Genomic DNA, 21,144 nt, shown 5'->3' on the forward strand with positions numbered 1-21,144 from the left:
ATTCAAGTAATTTAGGGAGATAATGGGGTATGAACTCCATCCATGGCAATCCTGAAAATATCCCCCATATTTTGGTTTTGGGGGTGGGTGGAACCATTGCTGGTTTAGCTTCTGATCCTGCCAATCCGACTGCATATCAATCGGGCCAAGTTGGTATTGAGGCCCTCTTGGCAAAGATTCGGGAAAGTATTCCAGATGCTGTAAAAATAGTCTCTCAACAGCTTGCCAATATCGATAGTCGTGATCTTAGTGAGGATTTACTCACCCTGATAGGCAATACAGTTAAAGAATCTCTTCAAAATCCTGCTGTAAAAGGCGTAGTGATTACTCATGGTACCGACACCATTGAAGAAACTGGGTTTTTCTTACATGCTACCTGTGGCAGGCTTGCTGAAAAATTAGGCAAAAGGGTGGTCTTAGTCGGCGCCATGTTGCCTGCAAATGCACCTCAAGCAGATGGTCCAGCAAACCTCTTGGATGCCTTGAAATGGGCATCAACCGCACCTGAAAACTGTCCTGGCGGGGTATTTGCAGTATTTGCCGGCAAAGTTTGCTTGGCGCGGGATTTGGCTAAACGCCATAGTTCGGCGTTAAATGCGCCACTGATGGACTCGCCCAACAGCCCTATAGGCTTGATAAACCCCTCTTGGCTTTCTAGGGTAAAGGCAATTCAGGCTGCCTCAGTTGAGGATTTGCCCATTCCTGAGGTTTGGCCATGGGTAGATATTCTGACTAGTCACGCTGGAGCGCGGGGGCAGACAGTTGAGGCGCTTGTTGGCGCAGGTGTCCAGGGCTTGGTTTTGGCTGGCACTGGTTTAGGTGGTTTTCATAAAACTTGGCTTGAGCCTTTGAAAAAGGCTCAAATGCAGGGCATCGCTTTGGTCAGAACGTCCCGAACTGGTGCTGGAGCAACTTTAGCCTCAAAAGATGAGCTTTCTTGTGAACTGGCAGGGGTTCTTTCTGCTCCCAGAGCGAGGATTGCCCTGCAGCTGGCTTTAAATGCTGAAAAAGATCACAAAGCAAACCCTAAATCCCTGACTTGGCAGGATTTTTTTGCTAGAATGGCGGTCTTGCCTGGATTTAGGTGAGGACTTAAAAAGTGTTGTGAGCAGTACTTACAATTTGTTACTACCTTGTCACACTGGCGCTAATTTCAAAACCATCAGAAATTGGCAGACGCCCAGGTGACTTAATCCTAAAGGAGTGTTTGATGCGTCATTATGAAATCGTCTTTATCGTCCATCCGGACCAAAGCGAGCAAGTGCCAGCGATGATCGATCGTTACAAAGCTACATTAGCAGCTGCGGGCGGCAAAATTCATCGTATGGAAGACTGGGGTCGTCGTCAGATGGCTTACATGATCGACAAGCTTGCTAAAGCCCACTACGTTTGCATGAACATTGAGTGCGACCAGAAAACTCTGGAAGAACTTGAGCATGCGTTCAAATTTAACGATGCTGTTTTGCGTCACCTCATTATCAAGACTAAGAAAGCTGAAACAGAGCCTTCCATCATGATGAAAGAAGTGCAACGTGAAGAAGCTCGCAAATCAGCTCAAGCCGACGCTCCTACAGCGGTAGCCTAAGTTAGAAATTTGAAGAGGAATACACAGACTAGAAAACGTATTAGAGAAGCGGGGCGGCGTTGAATCATTTCACTCTCACTGCAATCTTAGTTTCTAAAGACGCGATTCGATTTACACCTGCAGGAATACCAGTGATGCATTGCCAGCTAGAACATCGTGGCGAAGCGAACGAGGTAGGAGTGGCAAGGAAAATTCAGATGAGCGTTGAAGCCATAGCAATTGGTCCCATACAAAAGGATCTAGAGCAAATGGATTTAGGAGTTGAGGCAGTGTTTGAAGGATTCTTAGCACCAAAGACTCTACGTAATCAAAGACTTGTTTTCCATATTACCCATATTCAATTGAAAAATTAAAGAGGAAATCATCATGGCGTTTGGAAAGAAACCCGATTTCAAAAAGAAACCAGCTCAGAACCCATTGTTCAAGCGTAAGCGTTATTGCCGTTTCACTGTTGGTGGCGTTGAGCAAATCGACTACAAAGATGTAGATACATTGAAGGACTTCATTGGCGAAAACGCCAAGATCACTCCTGCTCGTTTGACAGGCACAAAAGCAAAGTATCAGCGTCAGTTAGACACTGCTATCAAGCGTGCTCGTTTCTTGGCTTTGCTGCCATTCTCCGATCAACATAGAAAATAATTGGGAGCCCTCAATGCAAATTATTCTTTTAGAAAAAGTAACCAACTTGGGCAACCTCGGTGACGTCGTTCGCGTTAAAGACGGTTTCGCTCGTAACTTCCTAATCCCGCAACGTAAAGCTCGTCGTGCAACTGAAGCAGCAATCGCTGATTTTGCAATACGTCGTGCCGAGTTAGAAAAATTGGCTGCTGAGAAATTGGCTGCTGCCCAAGCAGTTGGCGTGAAGCTCAAAGACTTGGTTCTCGAAATCGGTCAAAAAGCAGGCGTTGATGGTCGTTTGTTTGGTTCTGTAACTAACCATGACATCGCCGATGCATTGAAAGCGAAAGGCTTCACGATTGAGAAGGCTTCAATTCGTATGCCAACTGGCCCATTGAAAATGGTTGGTGATCATCCTGTTGCGGTTGCTGTACATACCGACGTAGTGGCTGACATCACGATTCGTGTAGTTGGCGAACAAGCTTAAGTTTTAAAACTCAGGCTTTAGGAACTTCGCTAGCCTCATGGCTGAATCCCGTTCACGTTCCGTGACGCTGAATCCCAACATGATGGGTTCTGGGGATGCAGTCGTGCAGGCCTTAAAAGTTCCGCCGCATTCTGTAGAAGCCGAGCAATCATTGCTCGGCGGTCTACTGATCGATAACTCCTCTTGGGACAACCTGGGTGGGTTCTTAAACGATAAAGATTTCTATCGCCCTGAGCATGCATTGATTTATAAAGTCATTGCACGTTTAGTTAGCGACAACCATCCCGCCGACGTCATTACTGTTCATGATGCAATTAAGTCTGAGCAGGGTGACGATTTGGTTAGCATTGATTACCTTAATTCATTAGCGCAGAACACACCGAGTGCGGCGAACATTAAAGGCTACGCCGACATCGTTCGTGACCGCAGCATTCTGCGTCGCTTAATTGAGGTTTCAGACAGTATTGTGAACTCTGCTTTTGTTACAGAGGGCCGTCCAGTGAGAACGCTGTTGGATGAGGCAGAGGCTCGTATTTTGCAAATCGGTGAAGAAGGTAGTCGCAAAGCAGACTACCTCGAGATTGAACCACTCTTACGCTCGGTTGTGGCACGTATTGACGAGCTATACAACCGCCAAGGTGGTAGCGACATCACTGGTATTGCCACGGGCTTTATTGATTTAGATAAGCAAACCAGTGGTCTACAAAAAGGTGACTTAGTCATTGTTGCCGGAAGGCCTTCGATGGGTAAAACGGCTTTTGCATTGAATATTGCTGAGAACGTTGCTCTCGCAGAAGGTTTGCCTGTGGTCGTGTTCTCGATGGAGATGTCAGGTGAACAATTGGCATCACGCCTCCTCGGTTCAGTAGGGCGCGTTGATCAAGGTCGTATGCGAACCGGCAAGCTGCAAGATGATGAGTGGCCGCGCGTGACTGATGCGATTGCCCGGTTAAGTAATACTCAAATTTTGATTGATGAGACTGGCTCCCTATCAAGTCTAGAGTTGCGCACGCGCGCGCGCCGAATTGCCAGAAACTTTGGCGGCACTCTTGGTTTAGTGGTGATTGACTACTTGCAGTTGATGAGTGGCTCCGGTTCAGAGAACCGCGCAACTGAGATCTCAGAAATCTCCCGCTCCCTTAAATCGCTTGCAAAAGAATTGCAGTGCCCAGTAGTGGCGCTCTCACAGTTAAATCGTGGTTTGGAGCAACGTCCTAATAAGCGCCCAATCATGTCTGACCTGCGCGAGTCAGGTGCGATCGAGCAAGATGCTGACTTGATTATGTTTATTTATCGTGATGAGGTGTATCACCCTGATACTACGACCGATAAAGGCATGGCTGAGATCATTATCGGCAAGCAGCGTAACGGGCCCATTGGTACAGTCAGATTGAGCTGGCAAGGCCCGTATACCAAGTTCGATAACTTAGCGATGGGATCTATCGGCTACTCTTCTGGCGGTTATGAGCCGTTCTAAAATATCGATGAAGAATGAACACATCAAAAAGCCTCGCATTGCGAGGCTTTTTTACTGAGGTAGTGCGCTCAACCGAATCACTTACTTTCCGCCTTCACATTTCTTAATGGAGGCAGCCTTAGCAGCACCATATAGTGGCTTACCATCCTTGCTGACCGCTTTTGCTTCACAATCATTGGGTTTTGCATCGCCCATACATTTTTTAATGGAGGCATCTTTAGCGGCGCCATATAAAGGCTTACCATCCTTGCTCACAGCTTTTGCTTCACAGGCTGCCTGATCGGCAAAAGCATAGGTGGGAAGTGTAAAACTCAATGCGATGCTTAAAGCGATGACGATCTTCTTCATAGTGACCCCTTTTGTGAATACTTCAATGAATGACTTTCTTAAATCAATACTCTAATCAAAATTAAGCTATTGGGAAATATAGGGTAAATGCTATTTACCCTATAGGGATAGAGAGCTTAGGGTGCTATCCGACGAGCCTCAGTAAACTTAGCAGCCCAATAGGGTGCGGTAATGTAGTCAAGCCGTACAGTGCCACCTGCGCTTGGCGCATGCACAAACCTTCCTTGCCCCACATAGATGCCAGCGTGCGAGTATTTTTCACCGGTAGTATTGAAAAACACTAAGTCACCTGGTGCTGGTGGTTGGTTCTCAACACTCCTGCCTTGAGTACTCATTTGTTGGATGGTGCGGGGTAATTTAATATCCGCCGCTTTGTTATAAACATAAACAATCAGGCCGCTGCAATCAAAGCCACCCTTGGGCGTATTGCCCCCATAACGATAGGGAATATCTACTAAGCCTACGGCTGCAATAGAGATATCCTCGGTGCCGACACTAGTGTCTTGTTTGAATTGCACTACTTTTGATGGGCCTGCTTTGCTGCCGAATGTACTGCATCCCGATAATGCCAGAATCGAACAAATAAAAAAGCCGCACCCAATGAGAGTGCGGCATGACAGAGTTTTCTTAGAGCGCGTCGGCAGCATGATCCGCAAGACGTGAGCGCTCGCCGCGCGCTAGGGTCACGTGGCCGCCATGGCGCCAACCTTTAAAGCGGTCAACGACATAAGTAAGGCCAGATGAACCTTCTGTCAAGTAAGGTGTATCAATCTGCGCAATATTACCTAAGCAAACAATCTTCGTTCCTGGGCCCGCACGGGTTACGAGGGTTTTCATTTGCTTTGGTGTTAAGTTTTGTGCCTCATCGATGATCACAAATTTACTTACAAAGGTTCTACCGCGCATGAAGTTCATGCTCTTGACTTTAATCCGTGAGCGAATGAGTTCTTGGGTAGCAGCACGACCCCACTCACCAGCATCATCGTTACGTTGTAACACCTCTAGATTGTCATCAAAGGCACCCATCCAAGGTTGCATTTTCTCTTCCTCGGTACCAGGCAAGAAGCCGATATCTTCGCCAACGGGAACGGTGGCGCGGGTAATTATGATCTCGTTATAACGTTTGCTATCTAGGACTTGCTCAAGGCCTGCTGCTAAAGCTAACAAGGTTTTACCAGTACCAGCTTGCCCTAGGAGAGTTACAAAATCTACGTCAGGGTTCATTAGCAAGTTCATCGCAAAGTTTTGCTCACGATTACGTGCAGTAACACTCCATACATTGTTCTTCTGGTGAGAAAAGTCTCTGAGGGTTTGCAAGAGAGCAGTTCTGCCATTGATTTCTCGTACGTGGGCATAGAACGGTGTAGAGCCGTCTGGATTTTCTTGATAAACAAATTGATTGACTAGCATGCTTGGCACAGATGGTCCAGTAACTCTATAGAACATCGTGCCTGATTTTGAATCAGACCAGCTTTCCATATCTTTGCCATGCTTTGGCCAGAAGTCTGCAGGCAATGACATGACGCCTGAGTACATTAAGTCACGATCTTCAAGTACCTGGTCGTTGAAATAATCTTCAGCGGGCAAGCCCAAAGCACGCGCCTTAATACGCATGTTGATGTCTTTGGATACCAAGACTACTTCTTGACCATTGCGCGTTTTTTGAAGCTCGCTAACCACAGCCAAAATCATGTTATCGCCCTTACCTTCGGGCAGTCCCTCTGGCAAAGCTTGAGTAGCAAGTTTGGTTTGGAAATACAGGCGTCCGGAAACATCTTGGTTGCCAAGTTTGTTGAGCGGGATACCGTCATCTAAGGTGCCGCTAGTACCGGCAACCAACTGATCGAGAGAGCGGCTGACAGTACGTGCATTGCGGGCTACTTCGGTCATTCCTTTTTTATGATTGTCCAACTCTTCCAGAGTGGTCATAGGTAAGAAAAGGTCATGCTCCGAGAAGCGGAATAAAGAACTTGGATCATGCATCAAGACGTTGGTATCGAGTACAAATAAACTTGGGGGTCCTGTACGAATGACACGTTTTGGTTTTGCAGGAGTTGCTACATGATTTTCATTTCGGGTGGGGCTGCGGTCTGCTTTAATTTTTTCCAGAGCTACTTCTGCTGCAGATAAATCTTCCTCGACATCGTTTACCCAATCAGAGGTTTCTACCACCACTGGTTTTGCTGGAGCTGGGCGCTTCTTTAAGTCGGGAGTATCTTTCCGACTGAGCTTCACTTGATCAGCAATTTGAGTTGGGATGGGTGGCAATGGCATGCAGGCTCTCCTAAAAGAAAAAACCGCCAAGCGGAGTGCGTTGACGGTTTATTACGAAACTAGTTGCAAGGACTTCAAAAAAACGGAGGGGGTTACTCCCCGAACCTGACTTCAGATGCTCAGGTTTCTGATTCAAACGGATTGTCAGACTTTCCCGTCGTTTACGGTGCATATGACTTTACTTTACCCCAAATTTTGGGCTTTGCAAGCACCCGAGAACAAATTGTTGCAAAAATTATTTGGTAGCTTGAGCCGCTTGTAATACCTCTGTCACATGACCAGGAACCTTTAGGCCGCGCCACTCTTTTACTAACGTCCCAGTAGAGTCAAACAGGAAGGTGCTGCGCTCAATTCCGCGGACCTGTTTGCCATACATATTCTTCATCTTGATGACTCCAAAGAGTTGACAGAGCTTTTCTTCGGTATCGGCAACTAGTTCAAATGGCAGTTGTAACTTGCTACGGAAATTGTCATGCGACTTGAGGCTATCGCGAGAGACGCCAACCACCAAGGTATTTGCTTTAGTAAAGGCTTCGATGTTGTCGCGAAACTCACCCGACTCGGCAGTGCAGCCTGGCGTCATATCTTTTGGATAAAAGTAGAGAACCAGTTTTTTTCCTTTAGCAGATGCCGGAGAAAAAGTGAGGTTTGATGTCGCCGGAATAGCGCATGTTGGAATTGCTTGGCCGATTGCTACTGTCATGATGATCCTTTGTAATTTGTCTCTTGGTTTTACTTGCTTAATGATGCTGAATAATCAGTTCGCCACTTCGATTGGGTATCTCACCCCAGGTGAGTGGCAATACCGCTATTTTATCCAGTTGATTGGTGGCTTTCCAGGATTGGTGTAACTCGCCCATGGTGACTAGGTCATGACCTTGATTGAGCCATCCAGCCAATAGTTGTTCAAACGCTGGAAGTAGCTTCTGACCCTCTAATTCTGCATGCAGGGTGAAGACTTGGTCATTGGGATTGCTTTGAGTAATTTCAAGGAGTTTTTTGACAGCCCCGAACTCATCGGCATCATCGATCCCGATGAGTTCATCAAAAGTCGGTAGCGTGGTTGGGTACTGCACATGTTTTGCCTTACCTGAAGTAAGTCCTAGGCGATACGGTATCAAGTTCGGCTCTGCTCTTCCATCAGAGGAATATGTAATCCCCCATTGATCCAGCTGCTCAAAAGCGGCTTCGTTCATTTGCCAGCCTGCTGCACCATAGGTTACTGGAGCGTGACCAAAGATCTCGATAAAGCGATCCCAGCTTTTTTGCATCATCGCCTTAGTCCATCTGGAGTCTTGAGTGCGCACAGCATCTTGCCATGCAACGTGGTCCCAAGTGTGTATACCAGTTTCATGTCCAGCTTGATCAATTGCACGCATTTCTGCAGCCGCTTTTTTACCAATGTCTGGGCCAGGAAGAAGAACGCCATAGAGCAGAGTTTTAATGCCGTAGTGCTCTACGACAGAGGTACGACTCACTTTTTTTAGAAAGCCGGGGCGAAAAACTCTTTTTAAGGCCCAGCCAGTGTGATCTGGTCCCAGGCTAAATAGGAAGGTGGCCTTTAAGCCAAAACGCTCAAGGGCTCTAGCTAGATTAGGGACACCTTCTTTGGTGCCGCGTAAGGTATCAACATCAACCTTGAGAGCAATCTTAGCCATGAATCCTTGAATCTATTTCTGCTTATTCTTTGTCGACTAAAGAGCGGGCTTTTTCCACGTCTTGACGATAAGCTTCAAAAATATTCTTGAGGGCATCTGCCATTGGCGTAGTCGGTTTCCAACCCAATTCACTCATAGTGTTGTCAATCGCTGGTACGCGGTTCTGAACATCTTGATAGCCTTCGCCGTAATATGCTCCAGAGGTTGTTTCCACTATCTTGACGTCATTCGCTGTTTTGGCGTACTCAGGGATGCTACGGGCAATCTCGAGCATTTGATTTGCTAATTCACGAACAGAGTGATTGTTTTTTGGGTTGCCAATGTTGTAGATCTTGCCATTAGCAACATCATCTTTATTGGCGATGATGCGCATGAGTGCGTCGATACCATCATCAATATAAGTAAAAGCACGTTTCTGTGCGCCACCATCTACTAGATTAATAGGTTCGCCACGCACGATGTGACCCAAGAACTGAGTCACTACGCGGGAGGAGCCTTCTTTTGGTGTGTAGATACTGTCGAGTCCAGGACCAATCCAGTTAAATGGGCGGAAGAGGGTAAAGCGCAAGCCTTCCATACCGTAACCCCAAATCACGCGATCCATCAATTGCTTGGAGCAAGCATAGATCCAGCGGGGTTTATTGATTGGACCGTAAACCATATTTGATTGAGACGGATCAAATTCGCCGTCTTCACACATGCCATAAACCTCAGAGGTCGATGGGAAGACCAAGTGCTTTTTATATTTAACAGCAGAGCGCACGATCGGCAGATTGGCTTCGAAGTCGAGCTCAAATACTTTAAGTGGTTGTTGTACGTAAGTTGCCGGTGTAGCAATCGCAACCAAAGGGAGGATAACGTCGCATTTGCGAATGTGATATTCAACCCACTCTTTATTGATAGTGATATCACCTTCAAAGAAGTGCATGCGAGGGTGATTGATCAAATCACCCAGGCGATCATTCTGCATATCCATGCCATAGACATCCCAATCGGTTGTCTCCAGAATGCGTTTGGAAAGGTGGTGACCGATAAAACCGTTAACACCAAGAATGAGTACTTTTTTCATCTCTACTGCCTCGTTTTAATCTAATTTGTATTTAATGCTTATTTACTTGCTGGAAACCATTCCAAGACTTCAACTGCTTGGTGGTCGCCACAGATGCCGAATACCCGATTATCAACCACTTGGATACCAGTAGCCCTAAGATCGAGCTTGGCTGGAAAGGGGCCTTTCAGGCTAGTGCGGGCTAGGATCATGGTTGCGCCATTGTGCTCAGTAAAAGACCCTGGATAGGGGGGTGCAACGGCTCTGACAAGGTTATGGACTTGCTGTGCACTCTGATTCCAGTGAATTTGCCCATCAGCAGGCTTTCTGCCGCCAAAATAACTGCCTTTTTGGAGTTCATTGGGCTTGCGGGGAACTTTGCCTTGGAGAAGCTCTGGCAGAACTTGGTTGATCACTGCTACAGCAGCTTCACTGACTTTACCAAAGACATCTGTCGCGGTTTCGTCTGGACCAATGCTGACCTTTGCTTGTCCAACAATGTCACCAGCATCCGGTTTGACTTCCATGACATGGAGGGTGGCACCAGTTTCTGTCTCGCCATGCAAGATTGCCCAATTGACTGGTGCTCGACCTCGGTACTTCGGTAGTAATGAGCCATGCATATTGAGTGCGGCAATCTTGGCGCAAGCCAAAATTTGCGCCGGAATCATATGGCGGTAGTAGAAGGAAAAAATATAGTCAGGCGATAGTGCTTGAAGCTTAGGAGTTAAATCATTTAACTCGCTAGCACTTGGCGTGATGTAAGGAATGTTTTTTTCAGTACAGAGTTTGGCGACGCTAGCGAACCAGACATTCTCATTGGGGTCGTCTTCGTGAGTAACTACCAGATCAACTTGGATACCCGCATTAAGAAGTGCTTTGAGGCAATTAACGCCAACATCGTGATATGCGAATACGACAGCGTGCAATTATTTTTTCTCTAAAACGGTTTGCACCACATAACGTGGGCGATTACGGATCTGCTGATAGATGCGGCCAATATATTCACCCAAGAGACCAAGGCCAAAGAGCATCACACCAATTAAGAAGAAAGTGAGCGCAAAGAGGGTGAAGACACCCTCAACCTCGGCACCTAAAACAAAGCGACGCACCAATAGGTATGCAAACAAGCTGCCGGCAGCGAGCGACAGTAACATGCCCAGAATCGAGAAGATCTGCAAAGGCATGATAGAAAAGCCAGTAACCAAATCAAAGTTCAACCGAATCAGTTGATAGAGGCTGTATTTGGATTCACCAGCGAAGCGCTCTTCATGCTTGACGCTTATTTCAATGGGGTTGGCAGCAAAGGTATAAGCCAGCGCAGGAATAAAGGTATTGTTCTCGTCACATTGACGAACGAGATCAACGATGCGACGGCTATAGCCCCGCAGCATGCAGCCCTGATCGGTCATTGTGATACGGGTAATATTTTCACGTAAACGATTCATCGCGCGTGAGGCAAATTTTCTGAAGAAGCTATCGCGACGATCTGCACGAATAGTGCCGACGTAATCATGACCCTTTAGCAATTGCTCAGTGAGCGCATCAATTTCTTCGGGAGGATTTTGTAAATCTGCATCCAAGGTGATGATGTGTTCACCTTTCGCGTATTCAAAACCAGCCATGATGGCCATGTGCTGGCCAAAGTTGCTATGAAATAACACTGCACGTGTAACGTCAGGACGCAACTCCACTTGTCTAGCCAGAATCCCTGCTGAGCGATCCTTACTGCCATCGTTTACAAAAACAATCTCATATGCAACATTGCGTTTGGTAGCGAGCGCATCTAATGCAGGATAAAGGCGATCAAATAAAGCCTGAAGACCGTCTTCTTCGTTGTAAACGGGAATAACGATGCTGAGTTTTGGATTGGCAGCTAAATTTGCGGTCATGCTGCAATTTTGCCTGATTCTGGGGATTTAACCCAATAAGACTAGTTTTTACGGTGTTTCTTGAGGATTCCGACTAATCCACTGGCTATACGACGAATATCCTCATCGGCCATTCCAGGAAATAGTGGGAGAGTGAGAATAGAGCGACCAATACGTTCTGCAATCGGGGTATCACTTGTTTTATAGCCTTGATCTTTGTACAGAGTAAAGCCGGTGATGGCAGGGTAGTGCACACCAGTGCCAATGCCGAGGGCTTTTAATTCCATCATGACTTGGGCGCGATCACAATTGAGTTGATCTAGTGGCAGCACTACTTGATACATGTGCCAATTACTCTCTGTGAAATTTTCAACTGGAAGCTCTAACTTAAGATGATCCAGGTCTGCAGATTTGAGTTCGGTACGGATCACATCAAAGTATTGATGTGCAAGTGTAGCGCGACGTGTTTGATAAGCTGGCAATTGTTTGAGTTGTTGTAAGCCAATGACCGCATTAACGTCGGTCAAATTATCTTTGCCGCCCAACACATCCACATCCATGCCATCCATGCCTTGACGAGTTAAACCCTGTAGACGAAACTTTTCAGCAAGCTTGGCTTCATCTGCATTATTGAGTACGAGACAACCACCTTCAACCGTACTGAGATTCTTATTGGCTTGGAAACTAAAGCTCACTAGATCGCCAAAGCTACCAATCTTCTTGCCTTTCCATTGCGATCCAAACGCTTGTGCAGCATCTTCAATCACGCGCAGCTTGTATTGCTTGGCTAATGCGTAGAGCTGATCCATATCAACTGGCAGACCAGCCAGATATACCGGCATGATGGCGCGAGTCTTGGGAGTGATTGCAGTAGCTACTTTATTGAGATCAATATTGCGGGTAACAGGATCAATATCCACAAAGACGGGTTTGGCACCAACACTTAAAATCACATTCGAAGTGGCTACCCAAGATATCGGTGTGGTAATTACTTCATCGCCCTCGCCAATACCAGCCACTTGCAATGCAATCTTCATAGTTGCCGTGCCATTAGCAAAACAACGCACCGGGCGACCACCAAAGTAGTCGCTGAGGGCTGCTTCGAACTCCGCTAACTTTGGTCCCGAGGTTACCCACCCCGAGCGCAATACCTCAGCAACGGCATCAATCGTTTCTTGATTAAAGCTGGGGCGCGTAAACGGAATAAATTCGGGAGTAAAAGTAGGTGCAGTGTTTGCCATAATGCTTATATTACTTTGATTGCTGCGAGCTACTTGTAGTTTCTGGATGTTTGACAATCACTCGACGAGAATCACGATCTACTTCCTGCATCGGTATCTTTAAGTCCTGCAGAGCAATATATTGCTCGGGAACCATCAGCGCATAGGCGGTTTGATCTTCTTTCCAACGAGTAATGAAAGCATCGAGGGTCGGCATCCACAGATTAGGTTCTTGATTGACACCAAATTCCAGCTCATCAGGTGATTCGACCATGATCATAGTTCTACCAAGATAAAACGGGACAGTGTGATCTAGTAGGCGCACAGAGTAGAAATTGACTTTTTCTGGAATAGATATTTTGACGCGGTTAACGAGATCAATGCCTGATACTGCACGCCCCAAAGTTTCATGACCAGTTCCAGCGATGATGGCGCACAAGAAAAAGCCACAGGCAAAACTCACAATGCTTTGGATGCCATTGCGTTTAGATTGCAGAGCTGCATACGAGCTAAAGATAATGAGCGCAACTAATGCAGCAATGACCCATTGGGTATATTGCGCATAGGATTCAATTTCATCAGGCCTTGCTTGCTTGCTAATTTCTGATAAGAAGAAAAAGCCTATACAACCCAGCAGAGCAAATCCAAGGGTTTGTAATTTCCAAGGGATTGCCATGGAGTTCGTTTGACCTAATAAACGATCTAAGCGATTACCAATCAATAGGGCTAGTGCAGGAAAGATCGGGATGATGTAACCAGGAAGCTTGGAGCGGGACACGCTAAAGAACGCAAAGATCACTACAAACCAGCACACCAATAACCATCCGCCGGAGAACTCTCGTCTGCGTTCTTGCCAAGCCTGTGTCAGTGCCCCGGGGATTTGTAATACCCAAGGAAGTATGCCGATTAGTAGCAGTGGTACGAAGTAATAGATGGGACCAGTTCTACTATGGGCATCCTGTGTAAATCGTTGCAGGTGTTCGTGAATAAAGAAAAATTCTAGGAACTCGGGATTACGTTGTGCTACCAAAATAAACCAAGGTGCTGTAATAGCTAAGAACAAAATCAACCCACTAAACAAACGTAAGCGAGTCCAAATTTTCCAATCCCAAGTGCTAACAGAGTAGGCGATAAAAACCATGGCTGGGATGGCTGCGCCAATCACGCCTTTTGATAAGGTAGCCAGCGCCATAAACACCCAGCAAGCCCACATCCAATAGCCACAACTGGATTTATTGCTTGCAGTTTGTGCCAACAATAAGCTGCAAAGCGCCGCCACTAAAAAAGAAGAGAGCCCCATGTCGAGAGAATTAAAGTGGCCGCTAATGATCCACATTGGACTTGATGCTAAAACGACTGCAGCCAACCAACCTGCTCTCGCATTAAAGATGCGAGCGCCAGTAAAGCCAATAGCGAGAATGGTCAGAAATCCAGTGAGGGCTGTCCAGAGCCTTGCTTGCCAATCACCAATACCAAATACTTTAAATGCTGCTGCAGTTGCCCAAGCTTGAAGTGGCGGTTTCTCAAAATACTTGTAGCCGTTGTAGTGCGGTGTTACCCAATCACCAGTGACCAACATCTCTCTGGCGATTTCTGCATAACGTCCTTCATCGGATGGAATGAGGTGGCGATAGTTCAGAGTGCCAAACCAGAGCAGGGCATAAATGAGTATTAACAGCAACATTTTGCTGGGGTGCAGGGCAGAAGATTGCCGAATTTGCCCAAACTGCATTAAGTCGGCTCCACGATCAAGGCTAAGAGGACTTGACGCCCTTCGCCTACCAAGATGTTGTAAGTACGACAGGCAGCTTGAGAATCCATGATTTCAAAGCCAATTTTGGCTTGAATCAGGGCTTTTAGGAGTTCTGGCTTAGGAAAGTGTTGGCGACTGCCGGTCCCAATGAGAATCAATTCAGGCTTGAGATCGACCATTTGGGTGAAATGGCTGGCTTCTAGGTCATCAAAGGACTTTGCGGACCACTCTGAAATAGCCCCGTCTGAGCTCAATAAGACCGTATGGGCATATGGGACCTTGTTGATCTCTACGTAGCCATCGCCATAGCCGGTAATCGAATTGCCTCCAGAATGGGGGTCAGATTGAAGCTTCAAGTGGACTCTCTGTCATAATTATGTGGATTATAGCTAGCTGTTTTTTCTAAGATTTCAAGAACTTACCCTTTAATTTATTGTGAAACCCATCCTAAAGTCCCAAAAACTCGATAACGTTTGTTACGACATTCGTGGTCCAGTGCTCGAGCTTGCTCAGCGCATGGAGGAAGAAGGTCACAAAATCATCAAATTAAACATCGGAAACGTCGGGGTTTTCGGTTTCGATCCTCCCGAAGAGATTCAGTTGGACATGATCCGCAATTTGAGTAATGCCTCTGCTTATTCTGATTCCAAAGGTATTTTTGCGGCACGTAAGGCCATCATGCAGTACTGCCAAGAAAAGGGTATTCAGGGCGTGGCATTAGATGATGTTTATACCGGTAACGGTGTGTCTGAGCTCATCGTACTTTCCATGAACGCCCTTCTGAATGATGGCGACGAAGTGTTGGTGCCTACGCCAGACTACCCACTTTGGACTGCTGCTGTGAGTTTATCCAGCGGCACACCCGTTCATTATCTGTGTGATGAGTCAAAAGATTGGGCGCCAGACTTAAATGATCTGCGCAAAAAAATTACCTCTCGTACTAAAGCGATTGTGGTCATTAACCCAAATAATCCAACCGGTGCGATTTACTCTAAAGAGGTGTTGCTTGAGTTGACACAAATTGCTCGTGAGCACGGTTTAATTTTGTTCGCTGATGAGATTTACGACAAGATGTTGTACGACGGTGAGAAACATATCTCGCTTGCATCCTTGTCTCATGATGTTGTCATCATTACTTTTAACGGGCTATCTAAGAACTACCGCTCATGCGGCTACCGCGCAGGCTGGATGGTGGTTTCTGGTGATAAAGAAATGGTGCGGGACTATATCGAAGGTCTCAATATGTTGGCCTCGATGCGCTTGTGTGCAAATGTACCAGGCCAATACGCCATTCAAACTGCATTAGGCGGATATCAAAGTATTAATGACTTAGTGAGCGAAGGCGGTCGGCTTGCAAAGCAGCGCGATCTTGCTTGGAAACTCATCACAGAAATTCCTGGCGTCACTTGCGTAAAACCCAAGTCAGCTCTGTATTTATTTCCGAAGTTAGATTCTGAGGTTTATCCCATTAAAGATGATCAACAGTTTGTTGCCGATCTTCTTAAAGAGGAAAAGGTATTGTTAGTACAGGGTTCCGGTTTTAACTGGGGTAAACCTGATCACTTCCGCGTTGTGTTCTTGCCTCATGAAGATGTGCTCACGGAGGCGATTGGTCGCCTAGCGCGTTTTCTGGAGCGTTATCGTAATAAGCATGGTCGTAAGGCTTCTTCAACTGCTGCAAAGGCATCATGAAACCGATTCAAGTAGGTCTCTTAGGTATTGGCACCGTAGGTGGTGGCGTATTCACTGTTCTAGAGCGCAACCAAGATGAAATCACTCGTCGTGCCGGTCGTGGCATTCGCATTCATACCGTTGCTGATCTAAATGTAGAGCGCGCCAAAGAGATCGTGAAAGATCGTGCACAGATCGTCAACGATGCTCGTGCCGTGATCAATAACCCAGAGATTGATATCGTGGTTGAGCTGATTGGCGGTTATGGCATCGCTAAGGACTTGGTTTTAGAGGCAATTGCAGCTGGCAAACACGTGGTAACGGCTAACAAGGCGTTAATTGCGGTTCATGGCAATGAGATTTTTAAAGCAGCGCACGCCAAGGGTGTGATGGTTGCATTTGAGGCAGCAGTTGCTGGCGGTATTCCGATTATTAAAGCTTTGCGTGAAGGCTTAACGGCCAATCGTATTGAATGGATTGCAGGCATCATCAACGGTACTACCAATTTCATTCTTTCTGAAATGCGGGACAAAGGCTTGGACTTTGAAACTGTTCTTAAAGAAGCGCAACGCTTAGGTTACGCAGAAGCGGATCCAACCTTCGATATTGAAGGTATTGATGCTGCTCATAAAGCAACCATCATGAGTGCAATTGCATTTGGTATTCCAATGCAATTTGATAAGGCACATGTTGAAGGTATTACTAAGCTAGCGGCGATTGATATTCGCTATGCTGAGCAATTGGGTTATCGCATCAAGCTACTCGGTATTGCTAAGAAAACACCAACGGGCGTCGAGTTACGTGTGCATCCCACTTTAATTCCTGCTAAGCGTTTAATTGCAAACGTAGAGGGAGCCATGAATGCGGTCCAAGTATTTGGCGATGCTGTTGGCACTACCCTCTACTACGGTAAAGGTGCTGGTTCAGAGCCAACCGCTTCCGCAGTAATTGCCGACCTGGTTGATATCACTCGTTTATTAAGTGCGGATCCCGAACATCGTGTCCCATACTTGGCGTTCCAACCAGATGCAGTCCAAAACACGCCTATATTACCGATTGGCGAGATCACGACCAGCTATTACTTACGTATGCGCGTTGCTGATCAGGCAGGTGTGCTCGCTGATATTACGAAGATCTTGGCTTCCCATGGCGTTTCTATTGATGCGCTCTTGCAAAAAGAAGCTGATGAAGGTGAAAGTCAGACTGACTTAGTGGCCTTAACTCACGAAACCAAAGAGAAGAACATGCTTGCCGCAATCAAAGAGATTCAGAATCTCAAGACGGTGGCTGGTGAAGTAGTGAAGATTCGTTTAGAAAATCTGTCTTAATTTAATCTATGCGTTACCAATCTACTCGTGGCAATAGCCCAGAACAATCCTTCTTAGAAATTTTGTTAGGTGGGTTGGCGCCAGATGGCGGCCTGTATTTGCCGACGCAATACCCAAAGGTGACTGCGGAGCAGTTAGATTCATGGCGCGGTTTATCTTACGCAGACCTAGCCTATGAGGTGTTGAGTTTGTATTGCGACGATATTCCTGAGGCTGATTTGCGCGCACTGCTGCGCAAAACCTATACCGAGCAAGTCTATTGCAATGGTCGTCCACAAGATAATGCAAAAGATATTACGCCTTTGCATTGGTTAGGTGAAGAGCGTGGCACACGTATTGGCTTATTGAGTCTCTCTAATGGCCCAACTCTCGCCTTTAAAGATATGGCGATGCAGTTACTCGGCAATCTTTTTGAATACGCGCTAAAGCGTGCTGGCCAGAAACTGAATATCTTGGGTGCCACTTCTGGCGATACTGGTAGTGCTGCCGAATACGCTATGCGCGGTAAAGAGGGTGTGAGGGTATTCATGCTTTCACCACGAGGCAAGATGAGCGCATTTCAATCTGCCCAAATGTATTCTTTGCAGGACCCTAATATCTTTAACTTAGCAGTAGCCGGAGTCTTTGATGACTGCCAAGATATTGTTAAGGCGGTGAGTAACGACCTTGTTTTTAAAGCTCATCAGCAAATTGGCACCGTGAACTCTATCAATTGGGGGCGCGTTGTTGCGCAGGTGGTGTATTACTTCCAAGGCTATCTGCTAGCAACCAACGCTAGCTCTGAAAAAGTCTCCTTTACTGTGCCCTCTGGTAACTTCGGTAATGTTTGCGCTGGTCATATCGCCCGCATGATGGGATTACCAATTGAGCATTTGATCGTCGCTACAAATGAGAACGATGTGCTCAATGAGTTCTTCCGCACGGGTGTTTATCGTGCGCGCAAATCTGCCGAGACTTTGCATACCTCTAGTCCCTCAATGGATATCTCGAAGGCCAGTAACTTTGAGCGCTTTGTATTCGATTTTATGGGTCAAGACGGCAAGGCGACTGCGGCGATGTTTAAGCAAGTCGATACTACTGGTGGCTTCGACATCTCTCAAGATGCCGTCTTCAAAGAGCTTGGCAAGTATGGGTTCCAATCTGGACGCAGTACTCATGCCAATCGTTTAGAAACGATTCGTGATGTCGACAAACGTTATGGCGTGATGATTGATACTCATACTGCTGATGGTGTCAAAGTAGCGCGTGAGCACTTGCAAGCTGGTATTCCGATGCTGGTGCTGGAGACAGCCTTGCCCATTAAGTTTGAAGAAACGATTCAAGAAGCCTTGGGTCGTCCTGCCGAGTGCCCGCCTGCGTTTAAAGACATCAAATCAAAGCCACAGCGCGTAGAAAATATCAATGCGGATGTAAATCAGGTTAAAGATTTTATTACAGCGCATCTCAACTAGATTTTTTAATCAACACAAAGTAACAATCCATATTGCTATGACTAAGCCACCGATGTTGACTGCGCAGCAGGCTTTAGATCATTTACTCTCCCATGCCAAGCCAGTAGAGGAGAGTGAAAGTATTTCGATGCAAGCAACACTTGGTCGCGTGCTTGCAGAAAACGTCAGTAGCTTAGTGGATGTGCCACCGCTGGATAACACTTCGATGGATGGTTATGCGGTTCGCACTGCGGATACCCAAAATTCTGGAAGTATCCTCAGAATCGCGCAACGCATCCCAGCAGGTTCAGTTGGTATTCAACTAGAGCCTGGTACGGCAGCACGGATTTTTACGGGAGCTCCCATACCTCCTGGCGCTGACGCAGTCGTTATGCAAGAAGATTGTGCCGTTCCTGAAGGGGTTACGGATCAAGTGCAGGTCAATATTGCTCCAGTATCAGGCCAGTGGATTCGCCGCAGAGGTGAGGATTTAAGCGCTGGCAAAATGGCATTAACTGCTGGAACATATTTGCGCCCTCAAGAGTTGGGTGTAGCAGCATCTGCAGGATTAACTCACTTAAACGTGAAGCGTCGCGTGAAAGTGGCCGCCTTTTTCACTGGCGATGAATTAGCCTTACCAGGTGAACCTTTAAAGCCAGGTGGCATCTACAACTCCAATCGCGATACCTTATTAGCCTGTCTCCGATCCTTGGGTTGCGACGCTACCGATTTGGGGATTGTTCCGGATCGTTTGGACGCTACTCGCGCCGCATTGCGTAAAGCAAGTAAAGATCATGATTTGATTATTACTTCAGGTGGCGTGTCTGTTGGCGAAGAAGATCATATTAAGCCTGCAGTGAATGCTGAGGGTAGATTAGATCTTTGGCAGATTGCTATCAAGCCGGGTAAGCCATTAGCATTTGGTGCGGTTCGCAAATCAGATGAGCCAAAAGAGGGTGAGGCTTGGTTTATTGGATTGCCTGGCAACCCAGTATCTAGCTTTGTCACCTTTCTGCTGTTTGTGCGCCCTTTTATTTTGAAGTTGCAGGGGCGTGAGGCTAAGCTGCCACAGTCTTATTTAATGCGTGCTGATTTTGATTGGCTGAAAGCAGATCGTCGTAATGAGTTCTTGCGGGTAAAGATCAATGCAGTGGGCGGTTTAGATTTATTCCCGAACCAAAGTTCTGGAGTGCTCACTAGTGCTTCATGGGGCGATGGCTTGGTAGATTGCCCGCCAGGACAGCCCATCAAAAAGGGTGATATGGTCAAGTACATTCCTTTTGATGCGCTTCTTAAGTAATCGGTTTACGATGCTCTAATGAAACTTGAATTACGATTCTTTGCCTCATTGCGTGAAGCCCTCGAGACTTCGCAAGAAAGCATTGATGCTCCAGCAACAGTTAAGACCATCGCTGATCTCAGAATCTTTCTGGCGCAACGCGGTGGAGCTTGGGCTCAGGCATTGGCCGAAGGAAAAGCGTTGCGTTGCGCACTCAATCAACATATGGTGGATGCAAATACAAGCTTGCAAGAAGGTGCTGAAGTAGCTTTTTTCCCACCGGTGACTGGTGGCTAATATGCCAATCAGAATTCAAGAAAACGATTTTGATCTGAGCGCAGAGATTGCAGCGCTTCGTCAGGGTGATCCAAGAGTGGGCGCAGTAGTCACTTTCTTGGGCACTGTCCGCGACATGAATGATGGCAGTCAAGTCAAAGAGATGACCTTAGAGCATTACCCCGGCATGACCGAAAAGGCCTTAGAAGAAATTATTACTCAAGCTAAAGCACGTTGGGATATTTATCAAGCCTTAGTCATTCATCGAGTTGGTCCGCTATTACCAGAAGATCAAATCGTTTTGGTTGCTGTAACTAGCGCCCACAGAGGGGAAGCTTTTGCTGCTTGTGAATTTATGATGGATTACCTAAAAACTGCCGCCCCATTTTGGAAAAAAGAAGATACTCCTGGGGGTGCTCGCTGGGTAGATGCTCGTGTCACAGATGATGCTGCAATGGCGCGCTGGAAGAAGAATTAAAACCTCTTAAGTCCTATTTAAAAAATCCTAACTTTTCTGATCTTGGCAGTTGTTTTAATTTCACTTCGGCCTTAGAGGCCTCTGAGCGATCTGGGTGCTCTTGGGTGGCCAAGAGGACAACTGGTCTTCGTGACCGGGTGTAGCGAGCGCCTTGCCCTGAATTATGGGCTTCCAGGCGATGCTCCAAGCGATTGGTAATGCCAGCGTAGTAGCTACCGTCAGAGCACTCTAGTAAATAAACAAGCCAGGTCAAAATAGCTCACATTTAGGGTTAAAAAGGGCGTAAATAGCCTTGAAATTGTCATTATTGCCCTTATATTCTATAGATAGAAATATATGGAAT

23 protein-coding genes and 1 pseudogene are annotated in these 21,144 nt (G+C 46.6%); 12 read left to right on the forward strand and 12 right to left on the reverse strand.

Annotated elements, in window-relative coordinates; all coding sequences use genetic code 11:
- Nucleotides 1–29 precede the first annotated feature (29 nt).
- The 6 genes from AOC29_RS02245 (at nt 30) to dnaB (ending at nt 4,167) form a co-directional block, all read left to right on the forward strand.
- Nucleotides 30–1,088: an asparaginase gene (locus AOC29_RS02245; RefSeq protein ID WP_215296435.1), complete on the forward strand. Its 1,059-nt coding sequence runs from the start codon at nt 30–32 to the stop codon at nt 1,086–1,088.
- Between the two features lie 122 nt (nt 1,089–1,210).
- Nucleotides 1,211–1,585, forward strand: coding sequence for a 30S ribosomal protein S6 (gene rpsF / locus AOC29_RS02250; RefSeq protein WP_215296436.1), 375 nt, complete (start codon nt 1,211–1,213; stop codon nt 1,583–1,585).
- 59 nt (nt 1,586–1,644) lie between these two features.
- Complete coding sequence (gene priB, locus AOC29_RS02255; protein ID WP_215296437.1) at nt 1,645–1,938, forward strand: primosomal replication protein N; 294 nt, start codon at nt 1,645–1,647, stop codon at nt 1,936–1,938.
- A gap of 13 nt (nt 1,939–1,951) precedes the next feature.
- Complete coding sequence (gene rpsR, locus AOC29_RS02260; protein ID WP_215296438.1) at nt 1,952–2,224, forward strand: 30S ribosomal protein S18; 273 nt, start codon at nt 1,952–1,954, stop codon at nt 2,222–2,224.
- A gap of 13 nt (nt 2,225–2,237) precedes the next feature.
- Nucleotides 2,238–2,690, forward strand: a complete 453-nt coding sequence (gene rplI, locus AOC29_RS02265; RefSeq protein WP_215296439.1) for a 50S ribosomal protein L9 — start codon at nt 2,238–2,240, stop codon at nt 2,688–2,690.
- 37 nt (nt 2,691–2,727) lie between these two features.
- Nucleotides 2,728–4,167, forward strand: a complete 1,440-nt coding sequence (dnaB, locus tag AOC29_RS02270; RefSeq protein WP_371819535.1) for a replicative DNA helicase — start codon at nt 2,728–2,730, stop codon at nt 4,165–4,167.
- Between the two features lie 81 nt (nt 4,168–4,248).
- Here dnaB and AOC29_RS02275 read toward each other — a convergent pair whose 3' ends face one another.
- The 11 genes and pseudogenes from AOC29_RS02275 to AOC29_RS02325 all read right to left on the reverse strand — a co-directional run bounded on the left by AOC29_RS02275 (nt 4,249) and on the right by AOC29_RS02325 (nt 14,695).
- Nucleotides 4,249–4,515, reverse strand: coding sequence for a hypothetical protein (locus AOC29_RS02275; protein ID WP_215296440.1), 267 nt, complete (start codon nt 4,513–4,515; stop codon nt 4,249–4,251).
- 119 nt (nt 4,516–4,634) lie between these two features.
- Nucleotides 4,635–5,033, reverse strand: a pseudogene (locus tag AOC29_RS02280) (C40 family peptidase); the annotation flags it as partial.
- A 109-nt stretch (nt 5,034–5,142) separates the two neighbouring features.
- Nucleotides 5,143–6,789 carry a PhoH family protein gene (locus AOC29_RS02285; protein ID WP_215296442.1) on the reverse strand — a complete coding sequence of 549 codons (1,647 nt, stop codon included), beginning with the start codon at nt 6,787–6,789 and terminating at the stop codon, nt 5,143–5,145.
- A gap of 235 nt (nt 6,790–7,024) precedes the next feature.
- Entirely contained in the window at nt 7,025–7,492 is a 468-nt protein-coding gene (locus AOC29_RS02290; protein WP_215296443.1) for a peroxiredoxin, read from the reverse strand.
- A gap of 37 nt (nt 7,493–7,529) precedes the next feature.
- Entirely contained in the window at nt 7,530–8,447 is a 918-nt protein-coding gene (locus AOC29_RS02295; protein ID WP_215296444.1) for a polysaccharide deacetylase family protein, read from the reverse strand.
- Between the two features lie 22 nt (nt 8,448–8,469).
- Nucleotides 8,470–9,516, reverse strand: coding sequence for a bifunctional UDP-4-keto-pentose/UDP-xylose synthase (locus AOC29_RS02300; RefSeq protein WP_215296445.1), 1,047 nt, complete (start codon nt 9,514–9,516; stop codon nt 8,470–8,472).
- Between the two features lie 38 nt (nt 9,517–9,554).
- Complete coding sequence (locus AOC29_RS02305) at nt 9,555–10,424, reverse strand: formyltransferase (RefSeq protein WP_215296446.1); 870 nt, start codon at nt 10,422–10,424, stop codon at nt 9,555–9,557.
- Nucleotides 10,425–11,387 (reverse strand): glycosyltransferase, encoded by a 963-nt coding sequence (locus tag AOC29_RS02310; protein WP_215296447.1) that lies wholly within the window; start codon nt 11,385–11,387, stop codon nt 10,425–10,427.
- A 41-nt stretch (nt 11,388–11,428) separates the two neighbouring features.
- Entirely contained in the window at nt 11,429–12,607 is a 1,179-nt protein-coding gene (locus tag AOC29_RS02315) for a DegT/DnrJ/EryC1/StrS aminotransferase family protein (RefSeq protein ID WP_215296448.1), read from the reverse strand.
- A 10-nt stretch (nt 12,608–12,617) separates the two neighbouring features.
- Complete coding sequence (locus AOC29_RS02320) at nt 12,618–14,318, reverse strand: glycosyltransferase family 39 protein (RefSeq protein ID WP_215296449.1); 1,701 nt, start codon at nt 14,316–14,318, stop codon at nt 12,618–12,620.
- Nucleotides 14,318–14,695 carry an Mth938-like domain-containing protein gene (locus AOC29_RS02325; RefSeq protein ID WP_215296450.1) on the reverse strand — a complete coding sequence of 126 codons (378 nt, stop codon included), beginning with the start codon at nt 14,693–14,695 and terminating at the stop codon, nt 14,318–14,320. Before AOC29_RS02325 ends, AOC29_RS02320 begins: the two co-directional genes overlap by 1 nt.
- A gap of 79 nt (nt 14,696–14,774) precedes the next feature.
- Here AOC29_RS02325 and AOC29_RS02330 point away from each other — a divergent pair, with 79 nt between their 5' ends.
- Genes AOC29_RS02330 through moaE form a run of 6 tightly spaced genes read left to right on the forward strand, consistent with a single transcriptional unit; the run spans nt 14,775 to nt 20,801 of the window.
- Nucleotides 14,775–16,031, forward strand: coding sequence for a pyridoxal phosphate-dependent aminotransferase (locus AOC29_RS02330; RefSeq protein WP_215296451.1), 1,257 nt, complete (start codon nt 14,775–14,777; stop codon nt 16,029–16,031).
- Nucleotides 16,028–17,338, forward strand: coding sequence for a homoserine dehydrogenase (locus tag AOC29_RS02335; protein ID WP_215296452.1), 1,311 nt, complete (start codon nt 16,028–16,030; stop codon nt 17,336–17,338). Before AOC29_RS02330 ends, AOC29_RS02335 begins: the two co-directional genes overlap by 4 nt.
- Nucleotides 17,339–17,346: 8 nt before the next feature.
- Complete coding sequence (gene thrC, locus AOC29_RS02340; protein WP_215296453.1) at nt 17,347–18,789, forward strand: threonine synthase; 1,443 nt, start codon at nt 17,347–17,349, stop codon at nt 18,787–18,789.
- Between the two features lie 52 nt (nt 18,790–18,841).
- A complete protein-coding gene (gene glp, locus AOC29_RS02345; RefSeq protein WP_215297293.1) occupies nt 18,842–20,068 on the forward strand; it encodes a gephyrin-like molybdotransferase Glp in 1,227 nt (408 codons plus the stop codon).
- Nucleotides 20,069–20,086: 18 nt separating this feature from the next.
- The gene (gene moaD / locus AOC29_RS02350) at nt 20,087–20,344 is read left to right on the forward strand and encodes a molybdopterin converting factor subunit 1 (protein WP_215296454.1); all 258 of its coding nucleotides are present in this window, start codon (nt 20,087–20,089) and stop codon (nt 20,342–20,344) included.
- A 1-nt stretch (nt 20,345) separates the two neighbouring features.
- Nucleotides 20,346–20,801 carry a molybdopterin synthase catalytic subunit MoaE gene (gene moaE / locus AOC29_RS02355; protein WP_215296455.1) on the forward strand — a complete coding sequence of 152 codons (456 nt, stop codon included), beginning with the start codon at nt 20,346–20,348 and terminating at the stop codon, nt 20,799–20,801.
- A gap of 13 nt (nt 20,802–20,814) precedes the next feature.
- Here moaE and AOC29_RS02360 read toward each other — a convergent pair whose 3' ends face one another.
- The gene (locus AOC29_RS02360; protein WP_215296456.1) at nt 20,815–21,054 is read right to left on the reverse strand and encodes a GIY-YIG nuclease family protein; all 240 of its coding nucleotides are present in this window, start codon (nt 21,052–21,054) and stop codon (nt 20,815–20,817) included.
- Nucleotides 21,055–21,144 lie beyond the last annotated feature (90 nt).

This window comes from Polynucleobacter sp. JS-JIR-5-A7 (assembly GCF_018687935.1).
Taxonomy (GTDB): Bacteria; Pseudomonadota; Gammaproteobacteria; order Burkholderiales; family Burkholderiaceae; genus Polynucleobacter.